15 protein-coding genes and 1 riboswitch are annotated in these 17,404 nt (G+C 43.3%); of the genes, 3 read left to right on the forward strand and 12 right to left on the reverse strand.

The features are described from left to right. The first annotated feature begins 150 nt into the window (after nt 1-150). Nucleotides 151-588: a PH domain-containing protein gene (locus BLR42_RS12495; protein ID WP_026499541.1), complete on the forward strand. Its 438-nt coding sequence runs from the start codon at nt 151-153 to the stop codon at nt 586-588. Nucleotides 589-635: 47 nt separating this feature from the next. Here BLR42_RS12495 and BLR42_RS12500 read toward each other — a convergent pair whose 3' ends face one another. The 12 genes from BLR42_RS12500 to BLR42_RS12550 form a co-directional block, all read right to left on the reverse strand. After that, a complete protein-coding gene (locus BLR42_RS12500) occupies nt 636-1,766 on the reverse strand; it encodes a D-alanyl-D-alanine carboxypeptidase family protein (RefSeq protein ID WP_091869610.1) in 1,131 nt (376 codons plus the stop codon). A gap of 6 nt (nt 1,767-1,772) precedes the next feature. Further along, a complete protein-coding gene (locus BLR42_RS12505) occupies nt 1,773-2,837 on the reverse strand; it encodes a tetratricopeptide repeat protein (protein ID WP_022762483.1) in 1,065 nt (354 codons plus the stop codon). A gap of 50 nt (nt 2,838-2,887) precedes the next feature. Further along, entirely contained in the window at nt 2,888-3,262 is a 375-nt protein-coding gene (locus tag BLR42_RS12510) for a RidA family protein (protein ID WP_022762484.1), read from the reverse strand. A 30-nt stretch (nt 3,263-3,292) separates the two neighbouring features. After that, nucleotides 3,293-3,535: a hypothetical protein gene (locus BLR42_RS12515; protein ID WP_022762485.1), complete on the reverse strand. Its 243-nt coding sequence runs from the start codon at nt 3,533-3,535 to the stop codon at nt 3,293-3,295. Nucleotides 3,536-3,547: 12 nt separating this feature from the next. After that, complete coding sequence (locus BLR42_RS12520) at nt 3,548-4,795, reverse strand: GDSL-type esterase/lipase family protein (RefSeq protein ID WP_091869617.1); 1,248 nt, start codon at nt 4,793-4,795, stop codon at nt 3,548-3,550. Nucleotides 4,796-4,819: 24 nt separating this feature from the next. Continuing rightward, the gene (locus BLR42_RS12525; protein ID WP_091869620.1) at nt 4,820-6,217 is read right to left on the reverse strand and encodes an MBOAT family O-acyltransferase; all 1,398 of its coding nucleotides are present in this window, start codon (nt 6,215-6,217) and stop codon (nt 4,820-4,822) included. After that, nucleotides 6,204-7,616: a tetratricopeptide repeat protein gene (locus BLR42_RS12530; protein ID WP_091869623.1), complete on the reverse strand. Its 1,413-nt coding sequence runs from the start codon at nt 7,614-7,616 to the stop codon at nt 6,204-6,206. The genes BLR42_RS12525 and BLR42_RS12530 overlap by 14 nt, the downstream gene beginning before the upstream one ends. Before the next feature lie 33 nt (nt 7,617-7,649). After that, nucleotides 7,650-7,817 carry a hypothetical protein gene (locus BLR42_RS22770; RefSeq protein ID WP_022762489.1) on the reverse strand — a complete coding sequence of 56 codons (168 nt, stop codon included), beginning with the start codon at nt 7,815-7,817 and terminating at the stop codon, nt 7,650-7,652. Nucleotides 7,818-7,863: 46 nt separating this feature from the next. After that, nucleotides 7,864-9,264, reverse strand: a complete 1,401-nt coding sequence (locus BLR42_RS12535) for a bifunctional folylpolyglutamate synthase/dihydrofolate synthase (RefSeq protein ID WP_091869626.1) — start codon at nt 9,262-9,264, stop codon at nt 7,864-7,866. A 10-nt stretch (nt 9,265-9,274) separates the two neighbouring features. Then, a complete protein-coding gene (locus tag BLR42_RS12540; protein ID WP_091869630.1) occupies nt 9,275-11,947 on the reverse strand; it encodes a valine--tRNA ligase in 2,673 nt (890 codons plus the stop codon). A gap of 491 nt (nt 11,948-12,438) precedes the next feature. Next, on the reverse strand, nt 12,439-14,847 hold the full coding sequence (locus BLR42_RS12545) for an ATP-dependent DNA helicase (RefSeq protein ID WP_091869633.1): 2,409 nt from the start codon (nt 14,845-14,847) through the stop codon (nt 12,439-12,441). Between the two features lie 78 nt (nt 14,848-14,925). Then, nucleotides 14,926-15,156 carry an HPr family phosphocarrier protein gene (locus tag BLR42_RS12550; protein WP_091869636.1) on the reverse strand — a complete coding sequence of 77 codons (231 nt, stop codon included), beginning with the start codon at nt 15,154-15,156 and terminating at the stop codon, nt 14,926-14,928. 271 nt (nt 15,157-15,427) lie between these two features. On the opposite strand from BLR42_RS12550, the gene asnA reads away from it, so the two are divergent. Both asnA and thiT read left to right on the forward strand, forming a co-directional pair. Then, the gene (gene asnA / locus BLR42_RS12555) at nt 15,428-16,438 is read left to right on the forward strand and encodes an aspartate--ammonia ligase (RefSeq protein ID WP_091869639.1); all 1,011 of its coding nucleotides are present in this window, start codon (nt 15,428-15,430) and stop codon (nt 16,436-16,438) included. A 98-nt stretch (nt 16,439-16,536) separates the two neighbouring features. Further along, nucleotides 16,537-16,639: riboswitch (TPP riboswitch) on the forward strand. A gap of 66 nt (nt 16,640-16,705) precedes the next feature. Continuing rightward, on the forward strand, nt 16,706-17,398 hold the full coding sequence (gene thiT / locus BLR42_RS12560) for an energy-coupled thiamine transporter ThiT (RefSeq protein ID WP_026528078.1): 693 nt from the start codon (nt 16,706-16,708) through the stop codon (nt 17,396-17,398). The last annotated feature ends 6 nt before the right edge of the window (nt 17,399-17,404 follow it).

Raw genomic sequence — 17,404 nt, forward strand, 5'->3', positions numbered from 1 at the left:
TATTGTTTTATTTTGAAATAAAAATAAGATGAATCCTCCAAAATTGCATAGTATTTGTGATAAAATACTATCAATAAAAGTATAAATATCCATGAAGTTTACATCAACTATTTTTTCAAGCATAAAAACTTAAAGACAAGGAGATATGTAATGGCAAAGATATCTAATCCCGCACAGAATGAGGCTTCACTTACAGCAAAAGGCGAACTTCAGTACAAGGAGTACGGAAGGCTTCTTCTTTTCGGTATCCCGTGGCCTTTTAAACGATATGAGGTTTATAACAACGAGATGACAATCATTTCAGGTTTTCTGAGCATCAAGGAAGATGATTGTTTCATGTACAAGATCACTGACGTAGAATTATCGCGTTCATTTTTCCAGCGCCTGGCAGGACTTTCCACCATCACGCTCTTCACCTCCGATGTAACCGACAAGACCATTGTGATGAAGAATATCAAGCACGGCCGCGAGATCAAAGATTTCATCAATCAGGAATCCGAGCGCGCCCGCCTTCGCCGCCGCACCGTCAACATGCAGAATATCGGCTTCGACAATGATGGCGATGGAAATATAGATGATTTAACTTAAGTCCAAATAATACGCCCCGGGATATGACAACTTCCGGGGCGTATTATTTATTTCATATATTTAGTATAGATCTCCACCTGGTCGTAGATGCAGCGCCAGGAGCTCCAGGCGTTGGCGGATACGCATATGTAGTGACCACCGCTGTTTGAAACAGTATAGCTTGCTGCGCAGCAGCCGGACTGATTAACGAAGCCGGTTTTCGCACACATTACGTTGCCGCCCGTATCTTTATCCTCAATTCGTCTGAGGAACCAGTTGGATATTGTTATGCCCTCTGGATGCTGCTCAGTTGCGGAAGTTGTGTACTTGTGGGCTGACAGGATTTCTCTCGCCAGGTCATTTTCCACAGCAGCCTTCATTATCATCGCCATATCCGTAAGAGTACAGTAATGATCCTCATCATAGATTCCGACACAGTTGGTGAAATGCGCTGAACCTGAAAGACCAAGCTCATCCAGTTTTGCATTCATCATATCCACAAAAGCTTCATGAGAACCCGCAACATAATTTGCAAGCGCAAGACCTGCATCCGCACCGGACGGAAGAATCGTGCCGTACATCAGGTCTCTCACGGTAACGGTCTCATCCACATCGAAGCCTACAATACTGCATTCATTGGAAAAAGTGTAATCCGTTATGTCCCTCGTAATGGTGTAGGTGTCGTCAAGATTCTCTACGTGCTCCGCAGCCACCAGAATTGTGAGTATTTTGGTCATGGATGCGGGACATATCCTTACATCGGCCGCTCTTTTCGCAATAACCTCTGCCTTGTCCACATCTATAAGGACCGCATTTTCACTAATCACTTCTTCGCTTACTATATCAGCGGTCGAATCCGTGGTATTGACGGTGTAACCCTGTGCAAAGCTCGCAACCTCCGGGGAGAGCTCTTTAACCTCTACATCAGGCTCGGGTTCAGGCTCAGTCTCCGGCGCTACTTCCTGTGGCTGTTCAGGAGCTACCTCCTCCTGCGGAATTTCCTCTTGAATAGTAGATAAATCCGCAGCATCCTCTGTCGTTTTATCCTTATGTAACACTAAAAAAATCACAGAAATAACAGTTATCAATATCAGAGTCGCCGCAACACCGATAATTACAGGAGTGTGTATTCTTTTCTTCTTGGGTTTTCTCCTGATATAATAACTGCTATCCAAATTTCTATATTTATTATTACCCAATACTAATTACCTTGACGAAAGGAAAATCTCCTCTCTCTCCGCATCCTTGTCATCCGGATACGCCTTCCTGTATTTTTCCATTAAAGTTTTTGCCTGAGCATAATTGCCGGCATACTCGTAGGCAGTTATCTCATTCATAAGAAGCGCCCTGCTGTATTCGTTGTTACCAAGTGCAAGACCGGCTTCAAATGAATTCACTGCACTATCATAATCCCCAACATATGTCTGACACAGTCCAAGCTGATTATAAATATCGGGGTGATCTGGATCCTCTGCCAAAAATGTTTTATAAACGCTTATGGCATAGTTGTAGTCTCCCTGCTTTTCTCCTGTCTGTCCAAGCAGCAAAACCACCGGTGCTTTCTGGGCATCTCTCTCATTTCTTGCGAGTTCGAGGTAGCTCTGTGCATCGGCATTATTGCCCAGATAATAGGATATCTGTCCCTTTTCATAATTAGTCATGTTAGGGTCAGTGTTATTGAGGCAGGCTTCAAGAATCTCTCTGCCCTCTTCCTCAAATCCGTTAGCTGATAAAGCTTTGTATATCATTATTCTGAGGTCATAGTTGCGAGGTGACAGTGTCATTGCCTTATTAAAATCGGCTGTAGCTCCATCGTGATCGCTCATGTAAAGTCTCGCCATTCCGCGCATGTAATAAGCATCCTTGTCCTTCTTTCTAAGCGCAAGGATAGCGTCATATACCTTAATGGCCTCATCATATTTTTCCTGTTTTATATAAGTGTCAGCCAGATAGTAATTGGTGTCAAAATCCATATCACCGGGGATTCCGCTTGTGGCTGCAAGTGATTTCAAAAAGTTTTCAGCAGCAGAATCATATTCTCCGAGGGTCTTGTCCAAAAGTCCTTTAGCCCTGTACAAGACTCTGGCGTTTTCCCCTGCCTTCTCAGCAGCATCAAAGCACTGAGCTGCCTCTTCATACTCATGGCTCTCGATATATGCAAGTCCACGATCAACATTCTTGTGGCTCGCTATGTTTCCACATCCGCTGCCAAAAAGCAGTGCCCCCAACATTACTATCACTGTCGCTGTCATGTTACTGCGTACAGTCATTTTCATTCCATCCCTTTAATCCGCTGGCAGTGCCTCATAATATATAACTTTTATTTTAAATATGCGATTATTTCTACTTCGCAAAGGACATCCTTGGGCAGTTTCTTTACTGCTACGCAGCTTCTTGCGGGTTTGCTGGTGAAGTATTTCTCATATACAGCATTGAAAGCAGCAAAGTCAGACATCTCTGCAAGAAAGCAGGTTGTCTTTACGACATGACTAAAATCGGTGTCTGCTGCCTTTAAGATTTCCCCAATATTTTTGCACACAAGGTCAGCCTGCTCAGAGATGTCACTTCCCTCGATTCCGCCTGTTGCGGGATTGATCGGGATCTGACCTGAAGCATAAAGAAAATCCCCTGCCTTGATTGCCTGTGAATAAGGTCCGATTGCTGCCGGTGCCTTGTCTGTTGATACGTATTCCATACTTTTCTCCTCCGTTAAAAAGTGCATTTTTTATTGTTTATCAGAATCGAACGCAGCTGTAACATAGAAACCGCGGTCGTTTTCCTCTACCTTAAGAACCACTCCCTTGCGCTCGCTCATCCTCTCTCTGAAGGGATAATTAGCTGACATGGCCAGTGAAGGATCTATCGTATAATACACATTACTGGGAAGTTCACCCTCAGTAACGGTAATCTCATCCCCCTCCTTCAAAAGCCCGGGGCGTTCCATTTTAAAAACCATTTCTCTTACCATAATCTATCTTCCTTACTGCTCCGGATTTTCCTGCTGAAGTCCCTGCTGAATCTGCGGAAGATCATTCTCATTTACATAAGCATGTTTTTTCAAATAATCATACCATAATGCGTAAGATTTTGCTTTCAAATGTACGTTATCAAATGAAAGATCTTGTCCAAGCGCACCGTGCTCATCATCCGTAGCACTGTTCATGTCTATGTAAAATACATGCTCGCCGTCAGCCAGCGTGGAAAGTGCCTCATTTCTCGCATTTATTGTCGAGTTTTTGAAAGTTCTGTCGCTTTCACTCTTTTTGTGAGTTACATGCATTATTCCCTGAATATAAATGATCGCGTCAGGCTGAAGCTCTCTTATTCTTGAAACAACTGCGCCGTAATCGGCAGCAAAACTCTCAGCAGTTCCACTTCCGAGCTCGTTTAAGCCGAGCATTATATAAATCTTGGCAAATTGCTTCCTTGTAAGAGCTTCCTCCACCGTAACCTTCTCAGTGGGAAGGTCTTCTTCGGAGCCCTCATATCCTTCAGGAGGTACGACCCTGGCTGTCACGAAGGGCTTCTTGTTAAAGCCGTAGATAGTCAGTGATACCTTAGCATAGAAGGTTGCACGCTCATCCAGCTCCGGACAATATTCAGACAGTCCTACGGTTCTTGAATCACCAATGAAAAGTGCATCATCAAAATAGGAATCGGGAACAGCTGTCTCGACATAGTTTACATGTTCCGGTGCAGTAGCTTCCTGCGGTTCCGGAGGTACTGTGTTGTCTTCTGCAGCCGCGGGTACTGCATTGCCATCACTTACTGCAGCATCGCCGTCGCTAACAGCCGCTGCATCTCCATCACTGACTGCTGCATCGCCGTCACTTACTGCTGCATCGCCGTCACTTACTGCTGCATCACCGTCACTAACTTCCGGCGCCGCAGCTTCATCGGATGCTTCAGCCACCTGTTCTTCAGGATTCACATCTGCCCCCGCATTCTCATCCGATAATCCGGAAGCAAAGTCCTCCTCATCACCGTTATCTATTGTATCATCCAAAGGCATCGGGATTCCAAAGAATTTTGCCTGAATTAGAGATACAAGATAAGGCATCTCCCCGTTCATTATTTTTCGAAGCGGGAAGCTAAGGAGCGGTGCATCTGCAGCATTATATTCAGTTTCATCATACACACTCTTCTGTCCAAGTGCGGCATCCGCAGTAAAAAACAGTGCCACAACAAGAATTCCTACGGACAGGAAGTGCCTGCCAAATTTTTTCATAAATGCTCCAATGTAGCTCTTCTCTTAAAATGAGAAATACAAAAACGGATTGCCGGCCTTTGTTGATACGAAAGCCGCACATATCCAAAACAGAAGAAGCATTACTACCTTTATGTGTAAGTCTTTTCTGTGTTTTTCAAAATAATCGTAAACAGCCGGAATAAGGAATATGAAACCTCCCACGAAAAACGGCCAGTACATCGACATGAGTTTTACGAGGTCTCCGGGATTTACCGCAATTCCGCTTCCGGAAACAGGAATCATTCTTCCCAGATAATTAAACAGGTCCTCCTTAACAGGAAGGGCAAATATAACCCAGGTTATCGGCACCATTATTAGTACATGGACTCTGCCGATCACTGAGAGAAGCTTTTTATTAAAAGTCCAGACAAACTTCTCGAATATGATCATTATCAAGAGCAGCCCTGCCCATACCAGGAAGTTAACTGTAACACCATGCCAGAGTCCTGTGAGAAGCCACACAACAAAGAGGTTTCTTATTGTTAAAAACTTACCCTTTTTGCTGCCACCCATAGGGAAGTAGATATAATCCCTGAACCATGAGCCAAGTGTCATATGCCATCTTCTGTAAAATTCGCCTACGCCTTTTGACGAATATGGATGGTCGAAATTTCGCACAAACGGAAATCCCAGCATCACACCAATTCCGGCAGCCATAAGCGAATATCCCCAGAAATCAAAGTAAAGATTCATGGAGTAACATACAACTCCTACCCAGGCTAGGGGCGTTGAAATACTCTCATACCCGATCGTTCCTATCTCGTTCCACATCATTGCGAGATAATCCGCCAGAAGAGCTTTCATGGCAAAGCCAAGTGTGAAGAACATAAGTCCCTCTTCAATCTTATCAAGATGCAGACGTTTTCTGAATTTAAAAGCCATAAATTCATCTTCTGTACCCGATAAAATATTATTTATTTCAAAATCGGAATATCTCATGATAGGTCCGGACATAACCTGCGGAAACATTGCAAAATATGCTGCTACCGCAATAATCCCGGGACATTCACGTATTTTTCGCTTATACAGATCTGCCTGATAGCTGACCATTTTGAATGTAAAGAAGCTGATTCCGAGCGGAAGCGTCTGTATATTCCCATAGCTTACAAGGAACTTGAAAGCAAGAAGAAGTATTACATCAGACGCGATAATGAGGAAAAGAAATAACTTACTTTTATTATGACATTTATATGAGAATAAGATGTTTACCACGATTGCAGCTGCAAAGACCACCATGCTCATGGGGTCTCCAATTGCATAAAATGCAAGACTGCCCACCAGTAGAATCAGTGGACGCAGCCTTGCCGGTAATACATAATATGCAAGTAGAAAAATCGGAAGAAATCTAAATATAAAAGATAAATCCGAAAAATTAATAATATTAGGGTTAATCTGAAGCATTATTAATCTCTGCTAACTTGGTCTCGGCGGAGCTTGCGCTACGTGTATCCGAGAAATCATTCACAACCTGGTCGTATACGACCTTTGCATTGTCAGTATCGCCGCTTTCATAGTAGGCATTTCCCAAATTATAGAGTGCATCGACATTGGTGTTATCATACTGGAATGCCTTGGATAACAGGCTGATGGCTGTTTCAAAGTCACCATTTCTGTATGCCTCGTATCCTGTATTGTAACTTCTCTTTGAAAGTTCACTACCCACAAGAACCATAAAGGAATTGTAGAGCGCTGTAAACTGCGCGGAAGGTGCTCCTTCCATGTTGTTAAGATCAACTCCCTGCATCTGAGTCTCAATAGTATCCATATCTTCCGGATTTGAAAGATATGCTGATACCGCAGCCATCAGGTCATTAGGTGCAGAGCCGGTTGTCTCGGTCTCTTTATAAGAATTCACCTCGTTTTGCAATCCCTCCAGCTCACTACTCAGGGACGCAATCTGCTGTTCGTATTCACCCATCTTGGCTGATTTGGAATCGGATTCCTCGCTTATAGCAGAAATCTGCTCTCTGAAGCTCGCGTTCATGGACTGAATTCTGGCAGGTAATATCAGATAATATGCCGCCGCCATACCAAGAACAACGCCTAGCACTATTCCCCAGATTGATCCGCTCCTTGTAAATACATTGGTGCGAACAGGCTGGATTATGGTTTCGTTACCGCTCTGATAACGGATAACATCACCCTTAACCTTTGCTTTTTCCTCTCCCGACTTGGCTTCCTGAGGATCCAGCATTGCCTCGGCTTCCTTAAGATATCTGGCTGCCATAACATTGCCCGTATCAAGCTTCAGGCTCTTTTGAGCTTCAGTCTTGGCCTTGGCATAATTGCCATTGTTCAGATATAAAAGAGCAAGTAAAAGGTGTGCTCTGATAAATCCGGGATTCATCGACAAAACCTTTTTAAGCTGGATTATAGCCATGTCGAGTCTGTCCTGATGACAGTGATTAAGTGCAATATTGAACTTTTTAATAGTCTGGTTGAAAGTCTCCAATCTGGACGGATCATTTCTAACAAGATCCATGTAATCGTCCGCTGCGTTGTCCTCCGGCTTAAGGTTTTTACTTATAACCCATTCGCTCAGAGCAGCAACAACTTCACCACACTCATAATAGACCAGTCCCAAAAGGTTTCTGGCCTGAATATTACTTTTATTAAATTTAAGACTCTGATGCAGCGATTCAATGGCTCCCGAAAGATCACGAATCTCCGCTCTCTCCAAACCATCGTTATAATAGCGGTTGGAAAGCGACATGATCCTTTTGTAAACCTTTACAGCTGCACCACAGTTCGGGCAGAAATCGTGCTCAGTGAGCTCCGCCCCACATTGATAGCATTTCATAATATGAAGTCACTCCCTATTGTATGCAGAGTATCAGTGGATACGTGTCTGACGGCTCATCTCCTCAGCCTTCGCATCCTTTAACAGGCCAACCAGCACGTCGGCCATGTCGTCCAGATCCTGATTATATATAATCTCTTCTGCATCCTCTATCTCGAGGCTGGGACGAAACTTCTTAAGTTCATTCTCAAAATTGATCATTGTAAAGCTCCCAAAGAAACAATCTCATAAGAAAAACAAATATACATCAGTGTCCGGGTAAAATACCCAGTGTCTCCCTCACCTGACCGACAAGATAAAGCGATCCGGCTGCAAATACCACATCTCCGGCTCCGCGCTCGGTTATGATGTCCATAAGAGCATCCCTTACACTTGTATAATAGGAAAACCGAATATCGCGTTCAATATTCGCATTTCGCATCTCAGATTCAAAAGCGGCACGAAGCTGTGATTCGGAAACGGATCTGCCGGTTTCAAGCACTGAAACACAGACCGCATCAAAAATTCCGCTCTCCAGTATCTGCCTTATCATAAGATGGTATTGTTTGTCGGCAACAGCTCCAAACAGCAGCGTTCTCTTCTTCTCACAGGGTACTTCTCCCGCGCATTCAAGGAAAGCCTCCATACCATCGACATTATGTGCACCATCAACATAAAACCCCGGAAGTATAAGTTCCATTCTTCCTCCCCATTTGGCCCTTTTCAAGCCATAGCTGATGTCTTCATCGGCAATGTTAACACCGATATCTCTAAGGGCTCTTGCACACATTATCGCAATAGCGGCATTTTCTGTCTGGAATTTTGCAACAGTCTGCAAGCGCAGACCGCAATATTTATCATACTGAGATTCATAAGAAAAATCAATGCAAATATTACCCGCATCATCCGGTGCGGTTTTAATATCCTTCACATAATCAGGCTCTACCTTGTAAACCTTGGCAGATAATTCCTCTGCACGCTTTTCAATAACCTCAGTACTCTCATCACGCCTGTTACAGAAAACAAGCGGAGTATTGCTGCGTATAATTCCCGCCTTCTCCCCGGCAATCCTTGAAATGGTATTGCCAAGGTACTGCATGTGATCCATGCCTATCTCTGTGATCACGTCAAGTACAGGCTGGTGAATACTGTTTGTGGCATCAAGTCTTCCTCCAAGGCCGGTCTCAAGAACAAGATAATCCACCGGATACTTTTCATATAGAAGCATCGCCATAAAAAACAGAAACTCGAAATATGACGGAAAATCGTCATCGTAATTATATTCTTTTATTTTTCTAAGAAGGTCTCCGAATATCTCGCAGAAAATCGAATCCTCTATGGGTTTGCCGTTTATACAAAACCGCTCCGTTACCTTTACCAGATGCGGTGATGTAAACATTCCTACAGAGAAACCCGCCTGTCTCAAAATCTCCGACAGATAATTGCACACAGATCCTTTGCCGTTGGTACCGGCAACATGGATTATGTGCATTTTCCGGTCAGGGCTTCCTATAAATTCCAGGAATTTCCTTGTCTCCTCCACAGAGTGTTTCTCCGTGAAGGCCGGTATCTGATCTACAAAGCGGTCGCATTCGTAGAATCCGAGCCTTTCCCCTGCATCAAGACGCGTAAGCAGCTCATTGATGCTACTTTTCAACTCTTCCATCATAGTATTATCATCACTTTTTCAGCTGAGCCAGTCTCTCTTCAACCTGTGCGAATGTCTGCTCGTATTTCTTCTGCTTCTCTTTTTCTTCCTCAATCTTCTCAGCGGGAGCCTTAGAAAGGAACTTCTCGTTTGAGAGCATGTTCTGTGATCTCTTAAGCTCGCCCTCGAGGCGCTTCTTTTCCTTCTCAAGTCTCTCGATTTCCGCAGAGATGTCTACAAGATCTGAGAACGGCATATATATTGTAGCTTCAGCAAGAACCACCGATACAGCATCCTCGGCAATGCCTGCCTTATCGTTCTGGCATACTGACTCGGAAGCGCTTGCAAGTGTCTCGAAGAAAAGCTTACCCGTACGGAAGATATCAAGAACCTCTTCCTTTTCGGATACTACGTAAACCATGGCTTTTCTTGAAGGAGCAACGTTCATCTGTGTACGGATGTTACGGATTCCTCTTACTGCTTCCTTGATAGTCTCAATAGACTTCTCGTCAGCGGCATAGTTCCACTCTTCCTTGTACTCAGGCCACTTGGAGATCATGATTGACTCCTCTTCGTCCTGAAGTGTGCAGAAGATTTCCTCTGTTACGAAAGGCATAAACGGATGAAGGAGCTTAAGTCCGTCAATAAGTACTGTCTGAAGAGTCCAGAGAACTGCCTCGTGAGACTTCTTATCATCCGAATTGTAGAGACGGGGCTTAACCATCTCAATGTACCAGTCGCAGAATTCATCCCAGATGAAATCGTAAACCTTCTGAACAGCGATTCCAAGCTCGTACTTATCCATGTTCTCGGTAACTTCACGGATTGTATTGTTAAGTCTGGAAAGGATCCAGTGATCTACAGGCTCAAGTCCCTCAGGTGCGGGCTTGTTGATTGCACTCTTTTCATCCTCGCCCATGTTCATCATGATGAAACGTGATGCATTCCATACCTTGTTGGCGAAATTACGGCTGTTCTCAACACGCTCGTTGTAGAAACGCATATCATTACCGGGTGCGTTACCTGTGATGAGTGTAAGTCTGAGCGCATCTGCACCGTAGTTATCGATAATATCAAGCGGATCAATTCCGTTGCCGAGGGATTTACTCATCTTTCTACCCTGAGAATCCCTTACAAGGCCATGGAAAAGAACTGTGTGGAAAGGATATGTTCCCATGTTTTCATAACTGGAGAATATCATTCTGATAACCCAGAAGAAAATAATGTCATAACCTGTTACAAGTACGTCTGTAGGGAAGAAGTACTTGAGTTCCTTAGTATCATGAGGCCATCCAAGTGTCTCAAACGGCCAAAGTGCTGATGAGAACCATGTATCAAGTGTATCGGGATCCTGAGTCAAATGATCATGTCCGCACTTAGGGCAAATTGTGGGTGCCTCTTTTGATACAACTACCTCTCCGCACTTGTCGCAGTAATATGCAGGAATTCTGTGCCCCCACCAAAGCTGTCTGGAAATACACCAGTCACGGATATTGTCAGTCCAGTTGAAATAGGTCTTATCCATTCTCGGCGGGATAAGCTTAATCTCGCCTTCCTTAACCGCCTTAACTGCGGGCTTTATAAGCTCGTTCATCTTAACGAACCACTGAGCCTTGATCATAGGCTCAACAGTGGTGTGGCATCTGTCATGTGTACCTACGTTGTGAGAGTAGTCCTCGATTTCTACAAGAAGCCCCATCTCATCGAGTTCCTTTACGATGGCATCTCTTGCAGCATATCTGTCCATACCCTCGAACTTGCCACCGTTGGCATTGATTGTGGCGTCATCGTTAAGTATGTTTATCTCCTCGAGATTGTGGCGCTTACCTACCTCGAAGTCGTTAGGGTCGTGACCGGGTGTGATCTTAACTACGCCGGTACCGAATTCCATATCTACATAAGAGTCCTCTACAATAGGAAGTTCTCTGTTTACAATAGGAAGAAGAACCTTCTTACCCTTGAAGCTCTTGTATCTGTCATCGTCAGGGTTTACTGCTACAGCAGTATCTCCAAGCATTGTCTCGGGACGTGTTGTAGCGAACTCGATGAACTCGGTCTTGCTTACTGTTCCGTCCTCATCAATTACAGGATACTTGATATGCCATAAATGACCTGCCTGCTCCTCGTACTCAACCTCTGCATCTGAAATAGAAGTCTTACATACAGGGCACCAGTTTACGATACGGCTTCCTTTATATATGTAGCCTTTCTCATGCATTTTGCAAAAGACCTCTGTAACAGCTTCGTTACAGCCCTCGTCCATTGTAAAACGCTCTCTGTCCCAGTCGCAGGAAGAACCGAGCTTTTTAAGCTGCTGAATAATGGTTCCGCCGTACTCCTTTTTCCACTCCCATGCTCTCTCAAGGAACTTCTCACGTCCGAGGTCTCTCTTGTCGATGCCCTCTGCCTTAAGAGTGTCAATGATCTTAACCTCCGTAGCAATGGAAGCATGGTCTGTGCCGGGCTGCCAAAGTGCATTGTAGCCCTGCATTCTCTTATAACGGATAAGTATATCCTGCATTGTGTTATCAAGGGCATGTCCCATGTGGAGCTTACCGGTGATATTCGGAGGCGGGATTACAATAGTGAAGGGTTTCTTCGTCTCATCCACCTCAGCATGAAAATACTTGTTATCTTCCCATTTCTTGTAAAGTCGATCCTCAATTCCCTTGGGATCATAGGTCTTTGCCAATTCTTTTCTCATAAAAATATCCTCTTTATCTATATCAGCATATATTGTTCTATGATATTGCAAACACTAGCTTTTTGTCAAATAAAGTCCCATTATGAAGCATAATTTGGAAATAAAAATATGAGTATATTTTGTATGTGACATTTATGTCATGTACTTAAATTGGTTTACATAGTTTTATTGACTATGTTAGTATCATGTTGATATTTCGATTATCTTTGGCCCAATATCGTAAACCACCTCGGAATCCCATTTTATGCTACTTTTGAAAATACCATTTTCGGAATATCCCCAATTTCCACAGAGTTATCCACATATACACGAGTGTCATTTTTCTGGTATACGAGGGTCATATTGTATTAATAAGGGCATTATTTTTCAAATAATTCAAACTATTCAGACTATTGTATGGTTAACATAATATATCTCGATTCTATCATTATGTTAACCATACCCTCTATAGGCTTGAAAAACACCTTGATTTATATGATAGTTTCCGTTTTTTATTTGGCTTCTATCCGCTCCCAGAGCGTCTTTACATCATTTTTGACTCTGCCGGTCGATGTTCTGATTATCCCCCTCCACTCCCTTGGAAACATCTCATAATATGACCGCTGCAAAAATCTCTCATCAAGAAGAGCTACTATCCCGGCATCAGTTTCCGTGCGTATTACTCTGCCTGCAGCCTGAAGTACCTTATTCATACCCGGATATCTGTAGGCATAGTCAAAACCATCCTCATTACCAATCTCAAAGAACTCCTTTATAATCTCCCTTTCGTTACAAACCAGGGGGATTCCTGTGCCTACTATAATAACGCCTATGAGGCTATCATCCTTTAGGTCGATTCCCTCCCCAAAGATTCCGCCCATCATACAAAAGCCGAGAATGCTTTTGGAAGGCTCAACCTCAATCTCCATGTTGATAATACTCTCAAGGTCAATATCATTAGCCGGCGAAAAACGTGAAAGAAATTCCTCGCGTTCCTCCTCACTCATAATCTCCTGCTGAACAAGGATTTCCTGAGTATTCTCATCATAATATTCCTGCTCAAAAATGTAGCCAACTTCATCCATAAATACCCTGGATGGAAAGAATATCATGTAATTACCGCTTTTGGCACTCACAATGGCATCAATATACGCCGCTATTTTCCTGTATTCATTCTCGCTTCTTCTAGTGTATTTGCTGGTGACATCGGAGGCGATCAGTCTTCCGCACCTTGAAGGGTCAAATACAGAATGTGCATAGATTTCGTAGTCCTCCGCTGTTCCTCCGAGAAGCTTCTTATAGTACTGAATCGGAAGAAGGGTTGCAGAAAACAATATTGTAGATTTAGCCCTCTCCATGCATAGAGAGAGGTTATCTGAGGGATCAGCACACAAAAGCTTAATTCTGAAGCCGTTTTCTTCATCATTTTCCGCAAAAATCACATATTTATCATTAATTAGTTCATATATTGTTGCAAATCCGGATATGTCAAAGTAAAACTCAAGAATTTCATCCCTGTACATCCCCTCTGCGTGGTCCTCCAGCCATGAGGATATAACATTGATGATCAGATTGATCTTTTTTATCAAAGGTGAGATATCATCAAGCACAATGGCTGTCTCGCACTCATCACGATATTTCTCCATCTCTGTGCATATAGAAGCCACGATATTAGCAATCCTCGGATGCACAGCTTTTATCAGGCTCTCAAAGGCCCTTAATACTTCAAGGTTAATCTCCTTGCTGTACATATCCCTTCCTCTGTCCAGCAGATTGTGGGCCTCATCTATCAGGAATATATTCTCTCCCTTATTACCGGCCGCAAAGAATCTCTTCAAATATATAAAAGGATCAAATACATAGTTGTAATCGCAAATAACAGCATCCGTAAAAAGACTGAGATCCAGTGAGAGCTCAAAGGGACACACGCTGTGCTTTTTTGCATAATGCTCAATAGTCTGCCTGTCGAAGCTGTCCGCCTTGGTCAAAACCTCGTAAATACAGTCATTAATCCTGTCAAAATGACCTTCTGCGTAAGGGCAGGCCGCGGGATTACAGTCGCTCTTTTCAATAAAGCATATCTTATCCTTGGCGGTGAGTGTCACCGTCTTGAATTTTAGGTCCTGCTCCCTTCTAAGTATCTCGAAGGTCTCCTCGGCCACTGTCCTCGTGATAGTCTTCGCCGTCAGATAGAAAATCCTGTCAGCTTTATCCTCTCCGATAGCCTTAACAGCAGGGAAAACCGTACTAATTGTCTTGCCTGTGCCTGTAGGCGCCTCGAGAAAAAGCTTTCTGCCATGGTAGATGGTTCTATACACGCTTGCTGCCAGATCCTTTTGTCCCTCTCTGTAGGGGAAAGGAAACTGCGCTCCCTGTATGGATTTCTTTCTCACTTCATCCCAGGTTGCAAGGTACTCTGCCCATCTGTGATACAAAGAAAGCGTATTTTCAAACCACTCTATAATCTCCGCAGCAGTATGATCTTCCTCAAAAAGCTTTATTTCCTCTGATTCTATATTGCAATAGGTGATCCTGACGCTTACCTTTTCAAGCTCATTTTGCATTGTCAGGATTGCAGCATAGCATCTGGCCTGAGCCAGATGAACGTAGTCAGGCTCCTTTATTTTCTTCAAATCCCTGTAGGTGCCTTTAATTTCATCGACGAGAAGAGGCTTATCCTTCCTCTCCATTACTCCGTCGGCTCTGCCATCTATGGTCAATATGTAGTTAGTATCCGTGTGTGTGTAACTAAGCGGGACTTCCGCCTGATAATCCGACCCCATGCGCTTTTGGATCATGCGGTGTATTCTTCCGCCCTCCTGCATCGCAGTGTCAGGTGCATGATGTATTCTGTTGTCCAGATTGCCTGATCGGAATAGAAACTCGACCAGGGCTCGAACTGAGATTTTAATTTCCTTCATAATATGAAAACTCCCCATGACAGTATATCATGGGGAGCCCATCGTTTCAGATAAAACTTTATGCGCAATGATATATAATTAGCAAGCTGCAGCGTGCTCACTAAGATAGTTTTCGAATTCCTTGTTGAACCCACGATAACGAACTGTAAGTGGGCAGTCAAAGTTAAGGCCAAAGACACCAAGTATAGACTTAGCATCTACTGTAAAACGGTTGTACGAAACGTCTACATCGAAATCGCACTTAGTTGCAGCGCTAACAAAATCCTTTACCTGATTCGGTGTTAATTTGATTACTTTCTTAATTTCCATAGTCTTTAATCTCCTTACAATGAGAAATTATAAATCAAAAAAACGAAAAAATATTGTAGATTTTCTTAGGAATTTCTTAAGACTTTCTTAAAACGATTAAGGTGCGGATATTATGAGGCTTTACGTGGTTGTTAATTCAAAATTTACTACCATTTTTAGACTCTTTATGGTTGAATTATTAAAAAACCGCATGAAATGCAAATATTATGCTTGCATGAAGCGAAAAAAAGCGCTTTAATTTTAAATATATTTTATCGAGAGGAGCATTGTTATGGAAAATCTTATTATTCCCCAGGATTACAAGTCTGCATTAAACCTCCACGACACACAGGTCGGTATCAAAACAGTTAAGGACTTTTTTCAGAATACTCTTTCTGAGAATTTGAATCTTCTCCGTGTTACCGCGCCCCTGTTTGTTGCGCCCGAATCAGGACTTAATGATAATTTGAACGGCGTTGAACGTCCCGTAGCCTTTGATATCCGCGAGGAGAATGAGCGTGAAGCTGAGATAGTTCACTCACTTGCCAAGTGGAAGCGCTACGCACTTAAAAAATACGGCTTCAAAGTCGGCGAAGGTCTCTATACCGACATGAACGCAATCAGAAGAGATGAGATTCCCGACAATATCCATTCGGTATTCGTAGATCAGTGGGACTGGGAGAAGATCATCAGTAAGGCAGACCGCAATTTTGACTTCCTTAAGGACACTGTTCGTACAATATATAAGGTTCTTCGCAAGACTGAGAAGTATATGTCAATTCAGTATGACTATATAGAAGAGATCCTTCCTCATGATATTTTCTTCATCACCTCACAGGAGCTTGAAGATATGTATCCGGGAAAAGATGCCAAGGAGCGTGAATATCTCATCACAAAGGAAAAGGGGGCTGTCTTCATCATGCAGATTGGTGATCTTCTTGCATCCGGCGAGAAGCATGACGGAAGAGCTCCGGACTACGATGACTGGGCATTAAACGGCGATATTCTTGTTTACTATCCCGTGCTTGATATTGCACTTGAGCTCTCATCCATGGGTATCCGTGTAGATGAGGATTCTCTTAAGGAGCAGCTCGAGAAGACCGGCTGCACAGAGCGTGCAGAGCTTCCTTTCCAGAAGGCTATTATGGAGAAAAAGCTTCCCTATACCATCGGTGGTGGTATCGGTCAGTCAAGACTTTGCCTCTTCTTCTTAAGAAAGGCACACATCGGTGAAGTACAGTGCTCACTTTGGGCTGAGGATTACACCGACTATGCAAGAGAAAACGGTATACCGCTGTTATAATATCGCTATTTGATTTTCATTGAAAACGCCCAATAATTCTATTGACAAAGATTATGAAATAGCATTAAATTAAATCGAAAACTAAATATAAATTATAAATATTTTGCTAGGGGAGCTTTGCTGAGATGGTGTTGAGCCCAACATCGACCCTTATTACTTGAACCGGGTAATACCGGCGTAAGGAAGCATTTATCTATATTCGCACTGCGAACTCATGATGAAACAACCTCCCCCACAGCGAAATTGCAAAGTGGAGGAGGTTTTATTATGTCATTATTTATGAATCTTGTAGATGACACCTACGAACTTACATCATTGGGATATGGACTTTTGGTAGTCCTGTTTATTCTTGCTCTTGTTGCAGCCTGCTTTTTCACAGGAAGAGACAGAAAGAATCATTTCTCAGTAAAACAACTTGTATTTGCCGGAATGTGCGTTACCCTGGCAATGATCACATCAATGATCAAGATATGGGAGATGCCCATGGGTGGAGCCGTTACACTGTTCTCGATGTTCTTCATTACATTCGTAGGATATCTGTACGGTGTAAGAGCAGGTCTTACTTCTGCGCTCGCATACGGACTACTTCAGCTCATCATCGGACCCTATATCATCAGTATTCCTCAGCTCATATGTGATTATATCCTTGCGTTTGGTGCGCTTGGAGTTTCCGGATTATTCTCACGTTTCAAGCATGGCATGAGCTTAGGTTATATCGCAGGTGTTTTAGGTCGTCTGTTCTTTGCAGTACTCTCAGGAGTGATCTTCTTTGGCCAGTATGCACCTGAGGGTATGAGCGCTTTCAGATACTCACTAGTATATAACGGTTCCTACCTCGGAGCTGAAGCAGTGCTCACATTTGCTATTCTCTGTGTTCCTGCAGTCAGAAATGCATTCACAAGAATCAAGTATCTTGCAAATGAAGAAGACGTAAGAGAACAGCTTCATCTTGCATCATGATGAGAA

It is taken from the genome of Butyrivibrio sp. INlla16 (genome assembly GCF_900104155.1).
Classification (GTDB): domain Bacteria; phylum Bacillota; class Clostridia; order Lachnospirales; family Lachnospiraceae; genus Butyrivibrio.

Coding starts and splice junctions, on each gene's coding strand:
- BLR42_RS12495 (WP_026499541.1), top strand. CDS start 151: ATGGCAAAGATATCTAATCCCGCACAGAATGAGGCTTCACTTACAGCA.
- BLR42_RS12505 (WP_022762483.1), bottom strand. CDS start 2,837: ATGACTGTACGCAGTAACATGACAGCGACAGTGATAGTAATGTTGGGG.
- BLR42_RS12510 (WP_022762484.1), bottom strand. CDS start 3,262: ATGGAATACGTATCAACAGACAAGGCACCGGCAGCAATCGGACCTTAT.
- BLR42_RS12515 (WP_022762485.1), bottom strand. CDS start 3,535: ATGGTAAGAGAAATGGTTTTTAAAATGGAACGCCCCGGGCTTTTGAAG.
- BLR42_RS12520 (WP_091869617.1), bottom strand. CDS start 4,795: ATGAAAAAATTTGGCAGGCACTTCCTGTCCGTAGGAATTCTTGTTGTG.
- BLR42_RS12525 (WP_091869620.1), bottom strand. CDS start 6,217: ATGCTTCAGATTAACCCTAATATTATTAATTTTTCGGATTTATCTTTT.
- BLR42_RS12530 (WP_091869623.1), bottom strand. CDS start 7,616: ATGAAATGCTATCAATGTGGGGCGGAGCTCACTGAGCACGATTTCTGC.
- BLR42_RS22770 (WP_022762489.1), bottom strand. CDS start 7,817: ATGATCAATTTTGAGAATGAACTTAAGAAGTTTCGTCCCAGCCTCGAG.
- BLR42_RS12535 (WP_091869626.1), bottom strand. CDS start 9,264: ATGATGGAAGAGTTGAAAAGTAGCATCAATGAGCTGCTTACGCGTCTT.
- BLR42_RS12540 (WP_091869630.1), bottom strand. CDS start 11,947: ATGAGAAAAGAATTGGCAAAGACCTATGATCCCAAGGGAATTGAGGAT.
- BLR42_RS12545 (WP_091869633.1), bottom strand. CDS start 14,847: ATGAAGGAAATTAAAATCTCAGTTCGAGCCCTGGTCGAGTTTCTATTC.
- BLR42_RS12550 (WP_091869636.1), bottom strand. CDS start 15,156: ATGGAAATTAAGAAAGTAATCAAATTAACACCGAATCAGGTAAAGGAT.
- asnA (WP_091869639.1), top strand. CDS start 15,428: ATGGAAAATCTTATTATTCCCCAGGATTACAAGTCTGCATTAAACCTC.
- thiT (WP_026528078.1), top strand. CDS start 16,706: ATGTCATTATTTATGAATCTTGTAGATGACACCTACGAACTTACATCA.